A 20080-nucleotide genomic window follows, 5' to 3' on the forward strand; every position below is an offset into this window, starting at 1 on the left:
TCCTATTAAAAGCCCGACGTTAACGCTTCGGGCTTTTTGTTTTCTCACTAGCCTTCACCGTAAGCTGTCTCTTGTGATACATAATTGAGGTAGCTCTAAACCCAAACTTTACCCCTATTTTCCTCTAGTACTGCCTATTCATGTCCGTATCTAGATTGCTATTATTTCATCAGTATCTTTTTGAACGGATAAACACGATGAACACCGAAATTGAAGTCTGTATCGATAACTTAGAATCTCTTCATAACGCACTATCTGGTGGCGCGAATCGAATTGAGCTTTGCTCTTCATTGGCACTTGGCGGATTAACTCCAAGCTTCGGAATGATGAAGCAAGCGGCAAGAATTTCGTCGGTTCCGGTCTACGCTATGATACGCCCAAGACAAGGCGACTTCATTTTCGATGATGACGATATGCTCTGTATGCTTGAAGATATTGAAGCTTGTGCAAATGCAGGATTGGATGGGGTCGTACTTGGTGTGTTAGCGCCTAACGGAAGTATCGATATGCCAAAAATGCAACAACTGGCTGACAAAGCGCACTCGTTAAAGCTTGGGATTACCTTCCACAGAGCCATCGATCAAAGCTCTGATTACCAAGCAGCATTAGAGCAGGTGATTACATTTGGATGCGAAAGAGTCCTGACATCAGGGCTTGCTGTGAATGCCGAACAAGGCATCGATGTATTAGCAGCAATGGTCAAACAAGCCGATGGACGAATTGATATCATGGCGGGGGCAGGCGTTAACGCTGCGAATGCCAAAATGATTCAAAGCGCTACCCAAGTACCTGCACTTCACCTTTCAGGTAAATCAACAAGACCGAGCCTAATGGAAAATAACTCGAGTGCTCAAATGGGCAGTGATGATATTGATGATTATCAGATCCCAGTGACAGATACGAGTAAGATATCTGATGTGAGAACCGCCCTTATCGCCTAGGGGGTAGCCACTAACATAAATCCAGAGAACCTCGCTGACTAATCTAACTGACGTATATTAGATTTAATAGCGCAGATAACTTTCATGGATAGATATGGCTAAAGACTTATTCAGCTCTCTTGATTTAAACCTGTTACGAACCAAAACTTGTTTGGAAGAAACCAAATCCACGGCTTTCAAGCTGAGATTGGTGTGGCAAGTTATGACGGTACAAAAACTCGCTCAGGCGAAGTAGAAGAGAAAACAACACATGGTATAAGCCTAGGCGGTGCCTACGTTTATCAAGCGACACCCATGCTTGGATTACGTGCTGGTGTTGATATGAATATTTTTGATCACAATAAAACCTTTGTGCCTTACGACACAACGGTCAATTTCAATCTTGGTGCCATTATAAGCTTCTAAAGATAAGCTCTATTTGAGTGCGTCATCAAGGCTTTGATCGCCTAGGTGGCGTACATCTTTACCCTTCACAAAGTAAATAATGTATTCGCAGATATTTTGGCAGCGGTCTCCCACTCGCTCAATCGCACGCGCTGACCACATCACCTGCAAAATATTAGGGATGTTCTTAGGGTCTTCCATCATATACGTCATTAACTGACGAATAACAGCCTCGTACTCCGCATCCAACTTGTCATCAAGTTTGTGAACTTCTGCTGCCGCATCTACATCCATACGAGCAAAAGCATCTAATACTTGGTGAAGCATGGTGATAGCCTGACGGCAAAGAGGCTCTAACGAAACGTGGAATTTCTGCTCTTTGGTTGAAGGGATCTCAATAGCACCTTGCGCAATTTTAGAGGCAACATCGCCAATACGTTCTAAGTCGGTAATCGTTTTGATGATCGCCATAATCAAACGCAGATCTTTTGCGGTCGGCTGACGCTTTGCAATGATTCGAGTACAGGCCTCATCAATCGACACTTCCATCGCATTCACTTTATGGTCATCACGAATCACTTTTTTAGCCAGTTCAACATCGTCTTTATGAAGCGCCTGCATTGCAAACGAGAGTTGCTGCTCCACTAACCCGCCCATGGTCAATACATGAGTACGGATCGATTCTAACTCGACATTGAATTGCCCTGAAATGTGGCGACCGAAATGCATACTTGCTCCTTTAAAGAAATGAAGAAAGCCATTTTTGTAGAGTGACTTAGCTCTATATGACACCTTTGCAGAGGTTAACCATATCTACCAGTAATGTAGTCTTCTGTCTGGTTTTTCAATGGAGACGTAAAAATTGAGTCCGTATCTGAGTACTCGATCAATTTTCCCATATGAATAAAGGCAGTATGGTCACTCACGCGAGCTGCCTGCTGCATGTTATGAGTAACAATCACCACTGTGTATTGGGTTTTGAGATCGTTGATCAACTCTTCAATCGTCAAAGTAGAAATAGGATCCAGTGCCGATGTCGGCTCATCTAACAACAGCACTTCAGGTTCAATCGCAACCGCACGAGCGATAACCAAACGCTGCTGTTGACCACCCGATAAACCAAAGGCGTTCTCATGCAAACGGTCTTTCACTTCATCCCATAATGCAGCAGCACGCAGAGAGCGCTCAACCGCATCATCAAGGTCTCGACTGTTACTCACGCCTTGTAGCCTCAAACCATAAACCACATTCTCATAGATAGATTTAGGAAAAGGGTTCGGTCGCTGGAATACCATGCCGACACGGCGTCTTAAAGTCGCGACATCCACCTTAGGGTGATACACATTCTTGCCATGAAGCTTCACTTTCCCGGAAACCTTACAGCCTTCAACAAGATCATTCATGCGATTAATGCAGCGCAGAAGAGTCGACTTACCACACCCTGATGGGCCGATAAACGCGGTCACCTGCCCCTTAGGGATCTGCATTGAAATATCATCGAGTGCTTGGCTCTCTTTATAATAAAGATTCAGCCCTTCAATCGAGATAGCGATTTGCTCATCCTTCAGGTTGTGTACATCAAGTGGTGCTTGGTAACCCAAGGTTTCATTAATCGAGAACATCTAATCTTGTCCTAAGGTTCGGTATTTTTCACGCAAGTTATTACGGATATTGATAGCGGTTAAGTTCAACCCAACAATCACCGTAACCAGTAAAAATGAAGTCGCATACACTAAAGGTCGTGCTGCTTCAATATTAGAAGTTTGAAAACCAACATCATAGATATGGAAGCCTAAATGCATGAACTTTCTGTCTAAGTGTAGATACGGGAACTGACCATCGACTGGCAAGCTGGATGCTAATTTCACAACGCCCACCAGCATGAGTGGAGCAACTTCCCCCGCGGCTCTCGCGATTGCCAAAATTAAACCAGTGATAATCGCTGGGCTTGCCATCGGTAAAACGATGCGCCAAAGCGTCTCAAATTGAGTCGCACCAAGCGCTAATGAACCGTGCCTCACTGCACTAGGAATGCGCGTTAAGCCCTCTTCAGTAGTTACGATAACCACTGGAAGCGTCAATACCGCTAAGGTTAGTGCTGACCAAAGTAGACCCGGTGTGCCAAATGTCGGAGCGGGTAATCGCTCTGCATAAAACAACGTATCAATCGAGCCACCAATGGTATAAACGAAAAAGCCTAAACCAAAAACGCCATACACAATCGACGGTACACCGGCTAGGTTGATAACAGCAATACGAATCAAACGTGTTAGTGCGTTGTTTTTTGCGTACTCATGAAGATATATCGCAGCGACCACGCCAAGAGGCATCACGACGATCGACATGAGAATAACCAACAGAACAGTGCCGAAGATCGCAGGAAACACACCGCCTTCAGAGTTTGAGTCTCGAGGGTTCTCTGATAAGAACTTCCAAACTTGTTTGCCCCAATGCCCAACCTTTTCTAGGTAAGACATATTATTTGGGTACCAATAATCCAGAATGTGACTGAGCGAAATCTCGACCAGCTCGCCTGTCATATCCTCAACCAGCAAGCTTTCGACATTAAGCTGCGTTCTAAGGTGCTCAAGCTTAACTTCGGCTTCACCTAACTGGCGGTTTAATTCCAGTTTAGTTTGAGTATAGGTTGTAAGGTATTCATCGCTCACTGATTCATTGAGTTCAAGCTTACGCTTTTCTAAGCGCAGGTTTTCCAATTGCCAGCTGATATTGCGAATTTCTTGGTTCACAACACGCGACGTTTCTTTACGTAATGTATCAGCGAACGCCAAACCTTGTGAGAGCTTTTGGTCTATGTTCGAGTCAAAAGTGCCAGAAGCAGTTTTAAAACCCACCGGCTTACCAAAGAAATAGCCACCTCGACTTCGTTCAATCACAACCCAATCAAGCGGGGTGGTTGGTTCACGTAAGTTAACATCCAGTATGGAAACAAAGTCCGCAGGGTACAGCTCTCTGTTGGCAACTTTAATGCTTAAGCGCTGTATTAGCCCAGTAGACAAATTTTGAGGTGACAAGAGATCATGGACTTGTGGAACTTGCTCTATCGGGATGTATTTTCGTTCATATAACTGACCAACCAATACATCTTGTTTTGATACGGTTTCGTCAAGATCGACCACTAGCGATAAGTCTTTGGAGTCAACTTGCCATTGATACAAAGGTGCGGGCCAAAAATAGGTTAAGCCCTTCCAACCAATCAGCAGCATTAGGCCAAGAACAGAAAGCATACTGATGCTCACCGCCCCGCCCGTAAGCCAGATCCACGGAGAGCCCGATTTAACCCAAGATAATAATGACTTCAGTTTATTCATCATGATCGACCTTGCTCTTGGCGTGCTGAAATCAAGGAGCAGCAAAGATCACGGGACACGCTAGTCAAGCGACTAAAAGCCATTGATACACATTGAGGTAAACCTTGAAAACTACAGCGCACGATATTTATCTCTCAATCTTTGTCTAACCCACTCTGCGACTGAGTTCACCGCGAACGTGAAAATAAACAACAAGAGTGCCGCTAAGAACAACAAGCGGAAGTGAGAACCACCCACCTCTGATTCTGGTAGTTCGACAGCAATCGTTGCCGATAACGTTCTCATCCCTTCCAAAATATTCCAGTCAAGAATTGGAGTGTTACCTGTCGCCATCAAGACGATCATGGTTTCACCAACTGCTCGCCCTAGGCCCATCATAACTGCAGAAAAGATACCTGGACTCGCCGTCAATAACACCACATAAATAAGCGTCTGCCACGCCGTCGCACCCAACGCTAATGAGCCATCAGATAAGTGTTTAGGTACAGAGAAAATAGCATCTTCCGCAATAGTGAAAATCGTAGGGATGACCGCAAAGCCCATAGCAAAACCAACCACCAGCGCATTGCGTTGGTCAAAGTCGATGCCATAGCTGGCCAAGAAGGTACGAATATCACCACCGAATAATAAGGCTTCAATGTTGCTTCCACCAGCAAACACGGCAACCACTGTAATCACCAATACTGGAATCAATATCAGCGCGTGCCAACCATTAGAGAAGCGACCCGTTACCATCTTCGGTAAACAGAACCAAACAAGTCCAGTCAACAGTGTGCTAAGTGGCAATAGCACCATTAATGAGAAGACAGCTGTTAAATGTGTCTCGACGATTGGAGCAAACCAAAGCCCGGCCAAGAATCCGATGATCACAGTTGGAAGTGCTTCCATCAACTCTATCGAAGGCTTCACCACTCTTCGCATGCGTGGAGACATAAAGTAAGCGGTGTAAATAGCTCCGAGCACAGCAACTGGCACAGCAAACATCATCGCAAACAGAGCGGCTTTGATAGTACCGAACGTGATAGGGACTAAACTGAATTTCTCTTCAAAGTCATCGTTCGCCGACGTTGATTGCCAAACGTATTGCGGTTCCGGGTAACTTTCATACCAGACCTTTTGCCAAAGCGATGAGAATGAGATCTGTGGATATTCATTGTCGACTTTAGCCACACTGATGGTGCCATCAATCAAGGTCGCCAGATGCAGTTCATTAGCAGACATAGCGGCTAATTGTGGTGATTTATCAAAGGCTCGTTCAAACAACGACAGCTTTTCACTGGTCGTATAGTGGCTTTGTAATGTGCCGTTCTTATAGAAACTATAAAAACCCTTTCTATAAGTATCAGGAAGAATAAATTGCACTTGTTCTGCAAGTTGGAAGTCTCGAATATGGGTCAGGCTACGTTTTTCATCTTTGAGTACATCGAACCATTGAGAAACCTGTCCGTCCTCATGCGTAACCAACAACGAATAAGCTCCAGACAGTAAATCGATACTTTTCACAGAATGCTTTGCATCATTTAAGCTAAGATCAATCACTTCACGAACATCAAAACCGTTATCTGATAGTTTCAAAACAACCAAGTCCGATTGTGCTCGTAGGTATAAAGTTTGCCCATCAGGTGTGACAAGCAGTTGCTGTTGCAAACCCAGTTTATCCGAAAGCCATTGGCTCTTCTGAAAAACATACTGACCAGTAAGGTCACTCTGATACCACTTAACCAAGACTCGTTGGTCACTTAACTGAGCGACAACCGTAATTCCACGTCCATTTTTAGAGAACGCGAATTTGTCGATCGTTGCCTCATTTGATGACTCATCATTTAAAAACGGTTCAGGGAGAGTGATTTGCTCAATTTTAGGCTCGGCTTCGCTGCCCTTTTTCAGCACAGGCGCACTATACTCAGGATAGAAAAAAGTAAGATTGCTTGCGCTGTCGGCAAAGGCAAACCAATTTTCAGATGGGGTATTTCGAGAAAAGGCGATGGGGTTGGCTACAATATCACGCTCAAAGTAAGAGTGTGTATTTTGAGACTCTAAGTCCCAAAACTGTACCAAGCCAGATTTTTCGATAGTAAATGCATGCTGACCATATTCATCAACCGATAAGACGATAGGCTTTTCTACGGCAACGCTCTTCACGGCTTGGTCTGTCTCTAAACCAGTATCTGAAAATACCGGTAAAATGACCATTGCCAAGTAAACAAAGATCAATACTAGGGCAGCTAGAACACTGACCGCGCCGCATGTCACCGAAAAACGGACGAGACGATCTTTCAACCATCTTTTTTTGTCGCGCTCTTTCAATGAAAATTGGGCTGAAGCCATCTGTTTATCTACCTTTTTTTAGCTACTGACATAATATGTACGTTAGATGACAATTATATTACAAGTTACGTTAAACAACTGAAACTAATAACAAGTTTGTTAGCCATATTTCCTAAAGTAAGATCATAGATTTTGTGCATTTTGCCATTCTAATTTAAAGTAATCAGCTCTATAGCCAGTACTCAAGGATTCTCATCTCGATGAAAAAAGACTATGTCACAAAAGAACTTAGCTGGTTATCCTTCAACGAAAGAGTTCTCCAAGAAGCGGCAGACAAGTCAGTTCCCTTAATCGAAAGAGTTCGTTTTTTAGGTATTTACTCGAAAAACCTCGATGAGTTTTACAAAGTCCGATTTGCTGATGTGAAGCGAAAGATCTTACTCCAAGATCCACAACTAACCTCCAACTCGCCAAAAACCTTACTTACTCAAATGCAGAGTAAAGCGAGCAAGCTCGATGCTCAATTCCATGAACTGTATAACGACTTGCTACTGGAATTGGCACGCAATCGTATTTTTCTGGTCAACGAAAAGCAAATAAGTGAAGAACAAAGTGGCTGGATAAAAAAGTACTTTAAGAAAAAAGTGCTGCCACACTTAACTCCTCTTCTCTTGAACGAAGATAGCCCGTTACTCAATATTCTCAAAGATGAACAAAGTTACTTAGCCATCGACATCGAGCGTGAGACATCATCTCAATATGTCTTACTCGAAATCCCATCAGAGACACTCCCTCGATTTGTTAAGTTACCGGAAGCTTCGGGTTCGCAGCGTACAACTCTGATCTTGTTAGATAATATAGTTCGATTTTGTTTGGATGACTTGCTTAAAGGATTCTTTGAGTATGACTCATTGCGTTGTTTTGCGATAAAAATGACACGTGATGCCGATTATGATCTGCAAGAGGACAATGAAAATAACCTATTAGAATCGATGTCTTTAGGTTTAGAACAGCGCTTAACGGCACTGCCGATACGTCTGATCTATGAGTCAGAGATGCCAGCTGAAATGCTCAGTTTCTTACAAGTCAGACTAAAACTATCTGACTACGACAGTGTTATCGCCGGAGGTCGCTACCACAACTTCAAACATTTCTCTGAGTTCCCAAGTCTTAACCGACGTGATTTAGTTAATCGCTCGCTACCCGCGATTAAGTGCGCGCATTTCAGCCATTACCCAAACTATTTCGAAGCGATCAAAGCTCGTGACATTTTACTCCATTACCCTTATCACACCTTTAGTCACATCACTGAACTGGTTAGGCAAGCCTCCTTTGACCCGAAGGTAACCTCCATCAAAATAAACGTTTATCGTGTTGCAGAGGGCTCAAAACTCCTTAGCTCAATCATCGATGCGGCGCACAATGGAAAAAAGGTCACAGTGGTTGTCGAGCTGCAAGCTCGCTTTGATGAACAAGCCAATATTCAGTGGACAAAGAAACTTCAAGAAGCCGGTATAAAAGTCATCCATGGCATCCCAAGTTTGAAAGTCCACTCCAAACTGCTGCTCGTTAAACGGAAAGAAGGCAAGCATACGGCGCATTACGCCCATATTGGCACCGGTAACTTTCATGAAGTAACAGCGCGCGTGTATACCGATTTTTCTCTGCTCACTGCGAATGAAGATTTGACCCAAGAGGTGAGACAAGTCTTTAAGTATATTGAAAACCCTTATCAAAAATCACAGTTCAAACAACTGATTGTGTCACCGAAGAATACAAGAAAACGTCTGTATCAGTTGATAGATAATGAAGTACAAAACGCGATGGAGAGCAAGCCTGCAAGCATCACTCTAAAACTCAACAATTTGGTCGACCGAGAGATCATTGAGAAGCTCTATCAGGCCAGCCAAGCCAATGTAAAAGTGAGAATGGTCATTCGTGGCATGTGCTCTCTTGTCCTTGGCATACCCAACATCAGTGACCATATTGAGATTGTCAGTGTGGTCGATCGTTTTCTCGAACACCCAAGAGTGATGATCTTTGGTAACGCTGGAAAGCCGAAAGTCTATATATCTTCCGCTGACTGGATGACGCGAAACTTCGATCATCGGATCGAAGTCGCCACTCCAATTTTAGATCCAAAGATCAAGCAAACCATTATCGATATCACTGAGTTTCATTTTGATGACAGCAACAAAGCTCGAGTGCTAGACCAAGCGATGAGCAACCCTTACATACAACCACCAGCAAACCCACTTGATTACCCGACGTCACAACTCTCCACTTACCACTATATTAAACGTATGGAGAAACTTGCTCGCAAGAAGTACAAACAAGAGAAGAAATCATGCCGCTAATTGATAACAAACATTCTCGATGTATTGCCGCTATCGACTTGGGTTCGAACAGCTTTCACATGGTGGTTGCCCGAGTATTCGATCAACACCTGCAATTAGTCAGCAGACATAAACAGAAAGTGAGATTAGGCGATGGGTTGGATGAGCGTAACTTCTTATCCGAAAGCGCTATCGAGCGAGGTTTGGAGTGCCTCAAGGTATTCGCAGAACGACTAGCGGATTTTGAACTTGATGATGTCAGAGTCGTCGCGACTCATACCCTAAGAAAGGCCAAAAATACCAAAGACTTCTTAGAGCAAGCTAAACCATTGTTTCCTTTTCCAATAGAGATCATCTCAGGTCAAGAAGAAGCTCGAATTATCTATAACGGCGTAGAGCACACTCAAGCCGCTTCCGAATCCAAATTAGTTATTGATATCGGTGGAGGGAGTACCGAACTCGTCGCAGGGCAAGGCTTTACACCCCAAATAATGCGTAGCTTACCGATGGGATGCGTCAGTTTTACTCAGCACTTCTTTGCCGATGGAGGGCTGACATCACAGCACTTCTCCGATGCTTATGTCTCTGCTACTCGCCTGTTGATGCCATTAATTGAAGAATACAAACAAATCTCTTGGGAAGTTGCCTTTGGTTCATCAGGTACCGCCAAATCAATAAAAGAGGTACTCATTGGCTTAGGGTTCACCGATGGTCTCATTACGCCGCAACGCCTATCCTATTTGAAGAACCACTTATGTGAATTTCCATCATCTAAGGGATTAGACCTTTCAGGTTTAAGCGATGAAAGAAAGCCGGTGTTTGCCGCTGGAGTCACGATTCTTTCAGCAGCTATGGATATGCTAAACATCAATGAATTGCATTTCTCCGATAGCGCCTTAAGAGAAGGGGTGCTTTATGACATGGAAGATCGGTTTAAAGATATTGATGTTCGAACAAGAACCGCCGAAACGCTTGTCTCTCGATACCATGTTGACGTAGTTCATGGCCAGAAAGTCAAAGTACTCGCACTTGCATTATTGAAACAAGTGCAGCCTCAAGTGACTACTACAGTCACTAATGAGCTGTATGATCTGGTTGGTTGGACAGCATTGCTTCATGAGGTTGGACAAAGCATTGCATTTCAAGGCTATCACCGCCATTCGGCCTATCTGCTTAAGCATACGACAATGCCAGGCTTCAATACTGAGCAGCAGCGTCTGATCTCAACATTAGTTCGCTATCAAAGAAAAACTATAAAGCTTAATGACTTACCGGATTTCATGCTATTCAATTCAGGGCAGATAGCGTTGTTAATTCGAATACTGAGGATAGCAATCCTACTCAATCGACAGCGAAGCCAATCGCCAATACCGAATGTAAAGTTAACCATTGAGCAAGATGAGAATTGGTGTTTAGAAGGAGACACAATCGACTGGTTAGCTGAAAATCAACTGCTTGATTATGAACTCAAAGAAGAACAACGACGCTGGCAAGATACTGGATGGTCGTTGAAGCTTGAATAATGCGCCGACAAAATAAAAACAGCCTGCGGCTAGCAAGCTGTTCATACGTTAGGTTTCTGCGTTAAATTTCTACGTTCATAGTACCTAAATCAAAGTCCGATTTTTGCCAGTTCTTGCTCAGCGAACTCAGACGGTATCGCTAAATAACCATCTTTCTCTACCAGTTCTTGCCCTTGCTTTGAGAACACAAAAGTGAGGAACTCTCTCTCAACAGGAGAAAGTGGTTTATCTGGGTGCTTATTCACGTATACGTAAAGAAAGCGCGAAAGAGGATAATCACCGCTTAAGATATTCGCTCGAGTCGGCTCTACATAATCAGAGCCATACTCAGCAATAGGAATTAGCTTAACGCCAGCGACACGATAACCAATGCCTGAGTAACCTATGCCGCTGATTGATGATGCGACCGACTGTACAACCGATGCGGAACCTGGCTGCTCATTGACTCGGTTTTTAAAGTCACCACCGCATAATGCGTTTTGTTTGAAATAGCCATAGGTTCCCGAAACGGAGTTACGTCCAAACAGTTGGAATCGATGTTTCGCCCAAGGTTGGTCGACGCCTAGATCTTGCCAATCGTTCAGTGGTTTAGTCGCACCACAGCGTAATGTCTCTGAAAAGATGCCATCAATCTGGCGAAAATTGAGCCCCTCAATAGGGTTATCTCGGTGCACAAAAAGCCCAATCGCATCGATCGCCACTCGCAGTGCTGTCGGCTTATAACCATGCTCTCTTTCAAACGCTTCAATTTCTCGCAAGCGCATCGGACGACTCATAGGCCCCAGATGAGCAGTACCTTCTGTTAAGGCTGGAGGCGCAGTAGAAGAACCGGATGCTTGGACTTGAGCGTTAACATTTGGATAGTAAGATTTAAACTCTTCCACCCATAACGTCGTCATACCCGCTAAGGTATCCGAACCTACCGATAATAAGCTCCCAGAAATCCCCGGAACCTTAGAATAATCAGGAAGAGAATCGACACTCTGTTCTGCATGAGCAGGGTTAACCAAAGCAAACGCTAATAATGAGCTGACTGGCAAACGCATCCTGCGTGTCAAACAACTCATGACACTGTCAGTCGATTTGGCAATGTGAAATGAAATCGACTACCGACACCCACCTCACTTTGAATTTCTAAATGTGAGTCATGGTGACTAAGCGCATGTTTCACAATCGCCAATCCAAGACCACTACCACCTGTATCACGTGAGCGTGCTTTATCTACACGATAGAAACGCTCTGTGAGTCGATGTAAGTGTTGTGGTTCGATACCGTCTCCGGTGTCTGACACATCCAAACACGCACCTTGACTGGTCTGGTACCAACGCACTTTCACCGTCGCGCCCGGTGGTGTGTATTTCACTGCGTTGTAAACCAGATTCGATATCGCACTTCTCAACTGATCTTCATCAGCGAGAACGCGTAGGCTCTTATCGATATCAAACTCAAGCTTATGCTCTCGCTCACCACTTAGGCTTGCCGCTTCTTTTTCAAGAACCTCAAGCATCGCCGGAACGTTCACCACTTCATCGAGCTCATGCATCGGCGCCGCTTCGATTTTTGAAAGTGTTAATAGCTGATTGACCAGACTGTTCATACGATTCAATTGCTCGGTCATCACACCATGAGCCTTAGGCCACATAGGGCCAACGACCATGTCTGGATCTTCCGTCATTTCAAGGTAACCCTGAAGTACGGTCATTGGAGTACGTAGCTCGTGAGAAACGTTAGCAAAGAAGTTACGACGCATGCCTTCTAGCTGCTTTAGCTGAGTAACATCACGTACCACCATTAGGTGTTCACCTTCAGTATATGGCACGATACGAAGCTCAAGCATACGTTCCACGTTAAGTGGCGAAGGCATCTCTAACGGTTCTGAAAAATCTTGTTTATTAAGATACTTGATGAAGTCCGGCGTGCGGATCAAGTTAGAAATCGGTTGCCCTGAATCGTCTGGCCAGCGAAACCCAAGTAAGTACTGAGCTAGCTTGTTACACCAAACAATATTCCCTTCTCCACGAAATACCACAACGGCATCGGGAAGGGATTCTGCACCGTTTCTGAAACGGCGGATTAGGTTGGTCAGCTCTTTACGTTTGCGACGCTGTCTCTGCTGCATACGATAAATACCGTTGAACAAAGATTCCCAGTTCCCAGAACCTGATGGTGGCGTTAGACGCTTCTCATCCCACAACCATGCGGACAAACGCATTTGATTATGTAGATGCCAGCCGAGCTGCAACACCGTAGCAGCCAGCAGTAACCAAGGTAGGTAGCCGAATATCCATCCAACTAAAATCCAAGGTGCGTAAAAAAAAGCCAGCTCCCAAGCCAGCTTTTTCCAGGTTAACTTTTCAACCATTCAGGACTCCGTAAACTGGGTAGCGAAGCCACACTAAGCCTTTGTAGAAAAACGGTAGCCCGCGCCGCGAACCGTTTGGATTAGCTTGTCGTGACCTGCAGATTCAAGTGCTTTACGCAGGCGTCGAATATGTACGTCAACGGTACGGTCTTCAACGTAAACGTTGGTGCCCCAAACGTTATTCAGCAGTTGCTCTCGGCTGTACACACGCTCTTGGTGTGTCATAAAGAAGTGCAACATTTTGAACTCTGTTGGTCCCATATCAACCGGACCTTCGCTTGCAGTAACGCGGTGAGAAACAGGGTCTAACTTAAGGCCTTGCACATCAATCACGTCTTCCAGTGCGGTAGGCGTTACACGGCGAATAACCGCTTTCAGGCGAGCGACAAGCTCTTTTGGAGAAAATGGCTTGGTGATGTAGTCATCAGCGCCTACTTCTAAACCACGAACCTTATCTTCTTCTTCTCCACGAGCCGTTAGCATCACCACTGGGATGTTGCGAGTTAACTCTTCACGCTTCATGTGCTTGATAAAGTTTATCCCGCTACCACCAGGTAGCATCCAATCTAGTAATACTAGATCTGGGAAAGGTTCACATAGCTTGTTTACCGCTGTATCGTAATCTTCAGCCTCTACTGCTTGGTAGCCTTTTTGTTCAAGCACGAAACACAGCATCTCACGAATAGGTGCTTCATCTTCAACGACCAGAATCCTTCTCGACATAATTGAATAGCCTTTGTATTTAATCAACGCATTGCATTATCTGAGTTAATTATGACACTTTTGTGACCTTTGAAAACAAATTTTCATATAACTGTCTCAAACATTTCACTTTATAACTTTTGATACAGAGCTAGGGACAAATCGAATTAGATCTCATATCATGAAGCACTTCTAAAAAGGTATGAGAAAAATTTATGTGGTTTAAAAATTGCCTAGTCTATCGCTTCAACCGTGATATTGATTTCAACGCAGATCAGCTAGAGAAACAACTTGAAGAATTCCGTTTTACTCCTTGTGGTAGCCAAGACAAACAGAAGTTTGGTTGGGTACACGCAATGGGTAGACATGGCGATATGATGACGCACGTATCAGAAAACCGCATTCTTATCTGTGCAAAGAAAGAAGAGAAAATGCTACCCGCTTCTGTGATCAAAGAATCATTGAACACAAAAGTAGAAACGCTTGAGGCAGAGTCTGGTACACCTCTGAAAAAGAAAGAGAAAGACAGCCTAAAAGAAGACATCATCATTGACCTACTTCCTCGTGCATTTAGCCGCAGCAACTTCACTTACGCGCTGATCATGCCAAAAGAAGGTTTCATTGTGATTGATGCGAGCAGCTACAAAAAAGCAGAAGATGTATTAGCATTGCTACGTAAGACAATGGGTAGCCTGCCCGTAGTGCCAGCTATTCCAGAGCAAGCGATCGAAACGACTCTTACAGAATGGGTGAAATCAGGTGATACGCCTCAAGGCATCACTATGCTTGATGAAGCAGAACTAAAATCTATTCAAGAAGACGGCGGTATTGTTCGAGTTAAGAAACAAGAACTAGAAGCTGATGAGATTAAAAACCACATCGAAGCCAATAAGATGGTGACGAAACTTCTTATCAACTGGCAAGACCGTATTGAGTTCATTCTTGCAGAAGATGGCAGCATCAAACGCCTAAAATTCAGTGATGAGCTCAAAGACGAAAACGACGATATTCCTCGTGAAGATCAAGCTGCGCGTTTTGATGCAGACTTCTCTCTACTTTGTGGTGAGTTCAGTGTTTTCCTTCCAAACCTATTTGAATCATTAGGCGGGTTAACTCAACCTAACGCTTAATCAGTCAAACTATAAGCTCAGGTGCTAACGGTATCTGGGCTTATTTCTCACTAAGTTCTCACTTATATCGGCCTCTCTACCCTCTTGTTAATGTCATTGCTATCTTTAGGGCTATCAACCAAACTCATTTTAGCGTAAAATTTGCGCCCCTTTGATATCACTTGGTGGTATCAACCTGACTTGAGATCAGATTAGAGAACGAAGCAATGACTACACAAAAACCATTTGTACCTGAACTATTATCACCGGCAGGAAGCCTCAAAAACATGCGTTACGCATTCGCCTACGGCGCAGATGCAGTATACGCAGGCCAGCCACGTTACAGCCTTCGCGTTCGTAACAACGAGTTCAATCACGAAAACCTACAAATTGGTATCGATGAAGCTCATGCTCAAGGCAAAAAGTTATATGTTGTATGTAACATTCAGCCGCACAACTCTAAATTAAAAACATTCATTCGCGACCTTAAACCAGTTGTAGATATGGGCCCTGACGCGCTTATCATGTCAGATCCTGGTCTTATCATGATGGTTCGTGAAGCCTTCCCTGAAATGCCAATCCACCTTTCGGTTCAAGCAAACGCAGTAAACTGGGCGACCGTTAAGTTCTGGTCAACCCAAGGCGTTGAGCGTGTAATCCTATCTCGTGAGCTATCGCTTGAAGAGATCGAAGAGATTCGCGAACACTGCCCAGAAACAGAGCTAGAGATCTTTGTTCACGGTGCTCTTTGCATGGCTTACTCAGGCCGTTGTCTGCTTTCTGGTTACATGAACAAACGCGATCCAAACCAAGGTACTTGCACTAACGCTTGTCGTTGGGAATACAAAACAGAAGCAGCGAAAGAAGACGAAAACGGTCAGATCGTTGAAGCTAATCCAACTGGTGTCGCTATTCAAGAAGTTGAAGTTCAAGATGAACGTCCAGACAACACTCTAGGTCTTGGTAAACCAACAGACGAAGTGGTTCTGCTTTCTGAATCACACAAGCCAGAAGAGAAAATGGCAGCGTTTGAAGATGAGCATGGTACTTACATAATGAACTCAAAAGACCTTCGTGCAATCCAACACGTTGAGCGCCTAACGAAGATGGGTGTTCACTCTCTGAAGATTGAAGGTCGTACTAAGTCTTTCTACTATTGTGCACGTACTGCTCAGGTTTACCGTAAAGCTATTGACGATGCAGTGGCAGGCAAACCATTCGATGAAAGCCTAATGGGTACACTAGAGAGCCTAGCTCACCGTGGTTACACTGAGGGCTTCTTACGTCGTCATACTCACGATACTTACCAAAACTACGAGTACGGTTACTCTATCTCTGACACTCAACAATTTGTTGGTGAATTCACAGGTAAACGCCGTGGCGATCTAGCGGAAGTAGAGGTGAAGAACAAGTTCCTAGTAGGCGATAGCTTAGAGATGATGACACCGAAAGGTAACGTTGTTTTCAAACTGGAAGTTATGGAAAACCGCAAATCTGAAGCGGTAGATGATGCGAAAGGTAACGGTCACTTTGTATTTATTCCTGTACCAGCAGATCTAGATCTAGAGTACGGCTTGCTGATGCGCAACTTGAGCGAAGGCCAAGATACACGTAACGCATCAGGCAAATAATTTTCACTTAAGCGACTTACTTGAGAAGAAAACAATGGCTCTGTTAATTACTGACAAGTGCATAAACTGCGATATGTGTGATCCTGAATGCCCAAATGGTGCAATCACTATGGGTGACAGTATCTTCGAGATCGATCCAGATTTATGTACAGAGTGTAAAGGTCACTATGAAAAGCCGACATGTCAGTCAGTGTGCCCGATTACAAAATGCATAATCACTGACCCAAACCATATTGAAACTGATGACGAGCTACTCGAGAAGTTTGTTATCATTCAAGGCTTGACCTAAAAGAAGAAAGGTTCAACTTAACCATAAGTTGAACCTTTTTTTCATCCTGATTTTCCGATTGGATAAATATTGCAGAAGAGCTCTTTTTCAAATTGATATTCGAGTCGTTCTCGCCAGTTTATTGATTGAGCTATCGGAACAAGATAAAAGTTTTCCCTGCTGGTATCGGTCACAAATGCCATTCCATACTGCATCAATTCATAGTGAACATCGTTGACGAAACTAGGATCTAAACGTTGTCTGCCTGTTAGCTGATTGATGTCATCTCTTGAAATTGAAATACCCGAGCTTTCAGCGTTGAACCTATGTCTTAACCATTCTGAAAATTCCTTCGCACAAATCATAGTCATAGTCTTATCCTTGAATTATCTATCGACGGGTATCAGACTCTGATTTCGCATACTGCATATAAGCCGCATCTTTCACCCCAAAACACTCAATCCCTGACCAAACCTTGTCAAATTCGCCATCGCCCTTACTGATACCGTTATTGCTTTTATTAATATCAAACGATGTTCTTAATCTCGTGTTTATAAACTCTAGACAAAAGTGTGATGTTTCTCCAGTTTTAGAATCGAAAAAACCAGTGGCAGTACCACTGTAAAAAGCCTCGATAAATAGGGTTACTTCTCAGATATCAAGGAAAAACATTGACTTGGCATCACTTTAACTTTTTTCTTTTTCTTAGTTTTCGCTACTTTTTTAGGAGGTGGAACTGGAACAGTCTGTGGAGCCCAACTTGCAAGTTCATCTCCGCAACCATCACCTTTAGGAGGGCTCGCTTGAGCTATGCAGTTTGAGCTGCCTTCAGGACACTTTAAACGAACGTGAAAGTGGGAATGATGTCCCCACCAAGGTCTTATTTTACCTAACCAAGCTCTATCATTAGTTTCAGGTTTTTCTTGTTCACAAAGGGTTTGCTTAATCACTGGATGAACAAAAATACGCACCACTTTTTCATCTTTCGCTGCATAACGAATAACTTGAAAATGATCATCGCTCCAATTCGATTCACGCAATTTGTAGTTGGTAAGATCCACAACGCTCACAGGTTTAGGCACAGCTAACTCGTTCTCTGACAACCTCTTACTGGTTAACCTTAACCATATATCGATATCTAACCCTGTTTGATGACTTGAATGACCCGAAGAAAAGCGCCCTCCTCTAGGAAGAGAAATATCACCGATCAATAAATTAGTATTGAGTTTCTCGCTGGTCGTGACACCTAACCTCTCAATAAACTTTATAGCTTCTGTATGGCCATAGTAGCGCTCTCTTTGAGGGCGAATGATCTGATACCCCAAACCATTAATAGGCAAAGCCTGCGCGCCGTCTAGACAGCCATTGGCATAGCTTCCAATTGATGAGGGTGAATTTTTAGTAGGGTGACTCTCTTTTTCCCACGAAGTTGCTGATAGAGAAAATGAACAAAAGAATACAACCAGTGCAAAAAAGAACCTCATAATAATCCCAAATTACTGACGCTTACTCATTATATTAGTCGCCATTTAGGATTAGGTGCATATCGTACTTAAGTTTTTGGTGGTAGCTAGTGAATTATACCAATTAAAGTAAAAATGTGATCTAATTAAGATTGATGAATTATTGTGAAATTTAGCCATGGATAGCCTTAATAACACTGACTTCAAAAAGCTTGCGAGCCAGCAAAAAACCATTCAGATGAAGATGCGTTTACTTGCGCTCGCACACTTTAAAGACGGCCTCTCTCGTACACAAATTGCAAAATCTCTCAAAGTCAGTCGAATCAGTGTCAATAAATGGGTTCGGATTTTTTTTGAAGAAGGCCTAGAAGGACTTCAAGAAAAACCTCGGACTGGTAGGCCTGCATACCTCACCGATGAGCAGCGGGCTCAACTCAGTGCCTTCATAAAAAAAGAAGCTGAATCACCTTCTGGTGGCCGCCTTGTTGGAAGCGATATTCATGACTACATCGTTAAACACTTTGACAAGCACTACCACCCTAATTCCATCTATTATCTCCTCGACCACATGGGTTTTTCTTGGATAACTTCTCGTTCCAAACACCCTAAACAATCACAGCAAATACAAGACGATTTTAAAAAAATTCCAAATCGAAACGATCCTTAAGATCCCCGGGCATATTGGGCTAGAGAGTGTTGATGTCTGGTTTCAAGACGAAGCTAGGTTTGGTCAGCAGAACACAACAACACGTCTTTGGGCTACTCGTGGAACGAGACCTCGCGTAGTAAAACAGCAGCAATTTGAATACGCTTATTTGTTTGGCTCAGTGTGCCCATCGAGAGGGATTGGTGAGGCAATGGTCGTCCCTTGGGTTAACAAAGACATCATGATAAACCATCTAGAGCAGATATCTAAAGTCACAGAAAAAGACCGTCATTCAGTGGTAATAATGGATGGAGCAGGATGGCATACCGATGATATTGCTAACCCATTTGATAATGTCAGTATTATCAAATTGCCGCCATACTCACCAGAGCTTAACCCTATAGAGCAAGTGTGGAGTTGGTTAAGGCAACACTATCTAGCAAACCAAAACTTCATTGATTATAACGATATTGTTTCGAAGGTCTGTAGCGCCTGGAATGGATTTCTTGAGTGCAAAGATCGCGTCACAAAAATGTGTACAAGAGATTGGATTGACCTGATCAGTTATACCAATTCCATTAAATTCATGATCTAATATAGACTCTGAAAGGAGCCTATATGAACTCAGATTTATCAAAACTTATCGGCGCAACCTCCAACGCGAGGTTGAGGCTAAGATTACTCGCTGTCTCTCACTTTATCGATGGTAAAAATCGAACTGAAATCGCGTCATTTCTTAAAGTCAGTCGTCTCAGTGTGAATAAATGGATCAAGGCCTATCTTGATTTTGGTGTTGAAGGGTTAGTAGAAAAACCTCATACAGGAAGACCTTCCAGACTCACTATTGAGCAAAAAAAACATCTTAAAGAATACGTCACTTCAAATGCAATAAAACCTGAGGGTGGGCGCTTACAAGGGAGTGACATCACACAATTCATCCTTGATGAATTTGATATATCTTACCAACCATCGGGTGTATACCGCTTGCTGCATGAACTTAATTTGAGTTGGATAACGACACGTTCAAAGCACCCAAAACAATCAGAAGAAGCTCAAGAATCTTTTAAAAAAATTCCCAATAGAAACGATCCTTAAGATCCCTGGGCATATTCACT

General features: G+C 43.6%; 17 protein-coding genes and 1 pseudogene. 9 read left to right on the forward strand and 9 right to left on the reverse strand.

What is annotated here, in order from left to right:
• The first annotated feature begins 197 nt into the window (after window positions 1-197).
• Window positions 198-941, forward strand: coding sequence for a copper homeostasis protein CutC (locus tag OCV19_RS13255; RefSeq protein ID WP_065677893.1), 744 nt, complete (start codon window positions 198-200; stop codon window positions 939-941).
• A 141-nt stretch (window positions 942-1082) separates the two neighbouring features.
• Window positions 1083-1346: pseudogene (locus OCV19_RS13260) on the forward strand (hypothetical protein); the annotation flags it as partial.
• 9 nt (window positions 1347-1355) lie between these two features.
• On the opposite strand, the gene phoU reads toward OCV19_RS13260, so the two are convergent.
• The 4 genes from phoU to OCV19_RS13280 form a co-directional block, all read right to left on the reverse strand.
• Complete coding sequence (phoU, locus tag OCV19_RS13265) at window positions 1356-2054, reverse strand: phosphate signaling complex protein PhoU (protein WP_009848270.1); 699 nt, start codon at window positions 2052-2054, stop codon at window positions 1356-1358.
• A 74-nt stretch (window positions 2055-2128) separates the two neighbouring features.
• Entirely contained in the window at window positions 2129-2947 is an 819-nt protein-coding gene (gene pstB / locus OCV19_RS13270) for a phosphate ABC transporter ATP-binding protein PstB (protein ID WP_009848269.1), read from the reverse strand.
• Window positions 2948-4657, reverse strand: coding sequence for a phosphate ABC transporter permease PstA (gene pstA / locus OCV19_RS13275; protein ID WP_065677894.1), 1710 nt, complete (start codon window positions 4655-4657; stop codon window positions 2948-2950).
• Between the two features lie 111 nt (window positions 4658-4768).
• The gene (locus tag OCV19_RS13280; protein WP_065677895.1) at window positions 4769-6985 is read right to left on the reverse strand and encodes an ABC transporter permease subunit; all 2217 of its coding nucleotides are present in this window, start codon (window positions 6983-6985) and stop codon (window positions 4769-4771) included.
• A 200-nt stretch (window positions 6986-7185) separates the two neighbouring features.
• Here OCV19_RS13280 and ppk1 point away from each other — a divergent pair, with 200 nt between their 5' ends.
• Together ppk1 and ppx are read left to right on the forward strand one after the other, a co-directional pair.
• Window positions 7186-9282: a polyphosphate kinase 1 gene (gene ppk1, locus OCV19_RS13285; protein WP_065677896.1), complete on the forward strand. Its 2097-nt coding sequence runs from the start codon at window positions 7186-7188 to the stop codon at window positions 9280-9282.
• Window positions 9273-10784 (forward strand): exopolyphosphatase, encoded by a 1512-nt coding sequence (gene ppx / locus OCV19_RS13290; protein WP_065677897.1) that lies wholly within the window; start codon window positions 9273-9275, stop codon window positions 10782-10784. The genes ppk1 and ppx overlap by 10 nt, the downstream gene beginning before the upstream one ends.
• Window positions 10785-10873: 89 nt before the next feature.
• Here ppx and OCV19_RS13295 read toward each other — a convergent pair whose 3' ends face one another.
• Genes OCV19_RS13295 through phoB form a run of 3 tightly spaced genes read right to left on the reverse strand, consistent with a single transcriptional unit; the run spans window position 10874 to window position 13869 of the window.
• Window positions 10874-11851 (reverse strand): PstS family phosphate ABC transporter substrate-binding protein, encoded by a 978-nt coding sequence (locus OCV19_RS13295; protein WP_082153930.1) that lies wholly within the window; start codon window positions 11849-11851, stop codon window positions 10874-10876.
• Window positions 11848-13146 carry a phosphate regulon sensor histidine kinase PhoR gene (gene phoR / locus OCV19_RS13300; protein WP_065677898.1) on the reverse strand — a complete coding sequence of 433 codons (1299 nt, stop codon included), beginning with the start codon at window positions 13144-13146 and terminating at the stop codon, window positions 11848-11850. Before phoR ends, OCV19_RS13295 begins: the two co-directional genes overlap by 4 nt.
• Window positions 13147-13179: 33 nt before the next feature.
• Entirely contained in the window at window positions 13180-13869 is a 690-nt protein-coding gene (phoB, locus tag OCV19_RS13305) for a phosphate regulon transcriptional regulator PhoB (protein WP_004735064.1), read from the reverse strand.
• Window positions 13870-14063: 194 nt separating this feature from the next.
• Here phoB and rdgC point away from each other — a divergent pair, with 194 nt between their 5' ends.
• From rdgC to OCV19_RS13320, 3 genes are all read left to right on the forward strand, one after another.
• Window positions 14064-14978: a recombination-associated protein RdgC gene (rdgC, locus tag OCV19_RS13310; protein ID WP_065677899.1), complete on the forward strand. Its 915-nt coding sequence runs from the start codon at window positions 14064-14066 to the stop codon at window positions 14976-14978.
• Between the two features lie 206 nt (window positions 14979-15184).
• Window positions 15185-16588, forward strand: a complete 1404-nt coding sequence (trhP, locus tag OCV19_RS13315; RefSeq protein ID WP_019823039.1) for a prephenate-dependent tRNA uridine(34) hydroxylase TrhP — start codon at window positions 15185-15187, stop codon at window positions 16586-16588.
• A 34-nt stretch (window positions 16589-16622) separates the two neighbouring features.
• On the forward strand, window positions 16623-16877 hold the full coding sequence (locus tag OCV19_RS13320; RefSeq protein WP_004735061.1) for a YfhL family 4Fe-4S dicluster ferredoxin: 255 nt from the start codon (window positions 16623-16625) through the stop codon (window positions 16875-16877).
• A gap of 41 nt (window positions 16878-16918) precedes the next feature.
• Here the strand turns inward: OCV19_RS13320 and OCV19_RS13325 are convergent, their stop codons facing one another.
• Together OCV19_RS13325 and mepA are read right to left on the reverse strand one after the other, a co-directional pair.
• On the reverse strand, window positions 16919-17227 hold the full coding sequence (locus OCV19_RS13325) for a hypothetical protein (RefSeq protein ID WP_017062536.1): 309 nt from the start codon (window positions 17225-17227) through the stop codon (window positions 16919-16921).
• Between the two features lie 273 nt (window positions 17228-17500).
• On the reverse strand, window positions 17501-18340 hold the full coding sequence (gene mepA / locus OCV19_RS13330) for a penicillin-insensitive murein endopeptidase (RefSeq protein ID WP_065677900.1): 840 nt from the start codon (window positions 18338-18340) through the stop codon (window positions 17501-17503).
• A gap of 157 nt (window positions 18341-18497) precedes the next feature.
• Here mepA and OCV19_RS13335 point away from each other — a divergent pair.
• Window positions 18498-19560 (forward strand): IS630 family transposase gene (locus OCV19_RS13335; RefSeq protein ID WP_139093608.1). Its coding sequence is split into 2 segments (ribosomal slippage): window positions 18498-18956 and window positions 18958-19560, totalling 1062 coding nucleotides; the frame shifts between segments, so codons are not numbered across the junction.
• Window positions 19561-19583: 23 nt separating this feature from the next.
• Entirely contained in the window at window positions 19584-20060 is a 477-nt protein-coding gene (locus OCV19_RS13340) for an IS630 family transposase (protein ID WP_017079558.1), read from the forward strand.
• Window positions 20061-20080 lie beyond the last annotated feature (20 nt).

Origin of the sequence: Vibrio celticus, assembly GCF_024347335.1 — a bacterium.
Lineage (GTDB): Bacteria > Pseudomonadota > Gammaproteobacteria > Enterobacterales > Vibrionaceae > Vibrio > Vibrio celticus.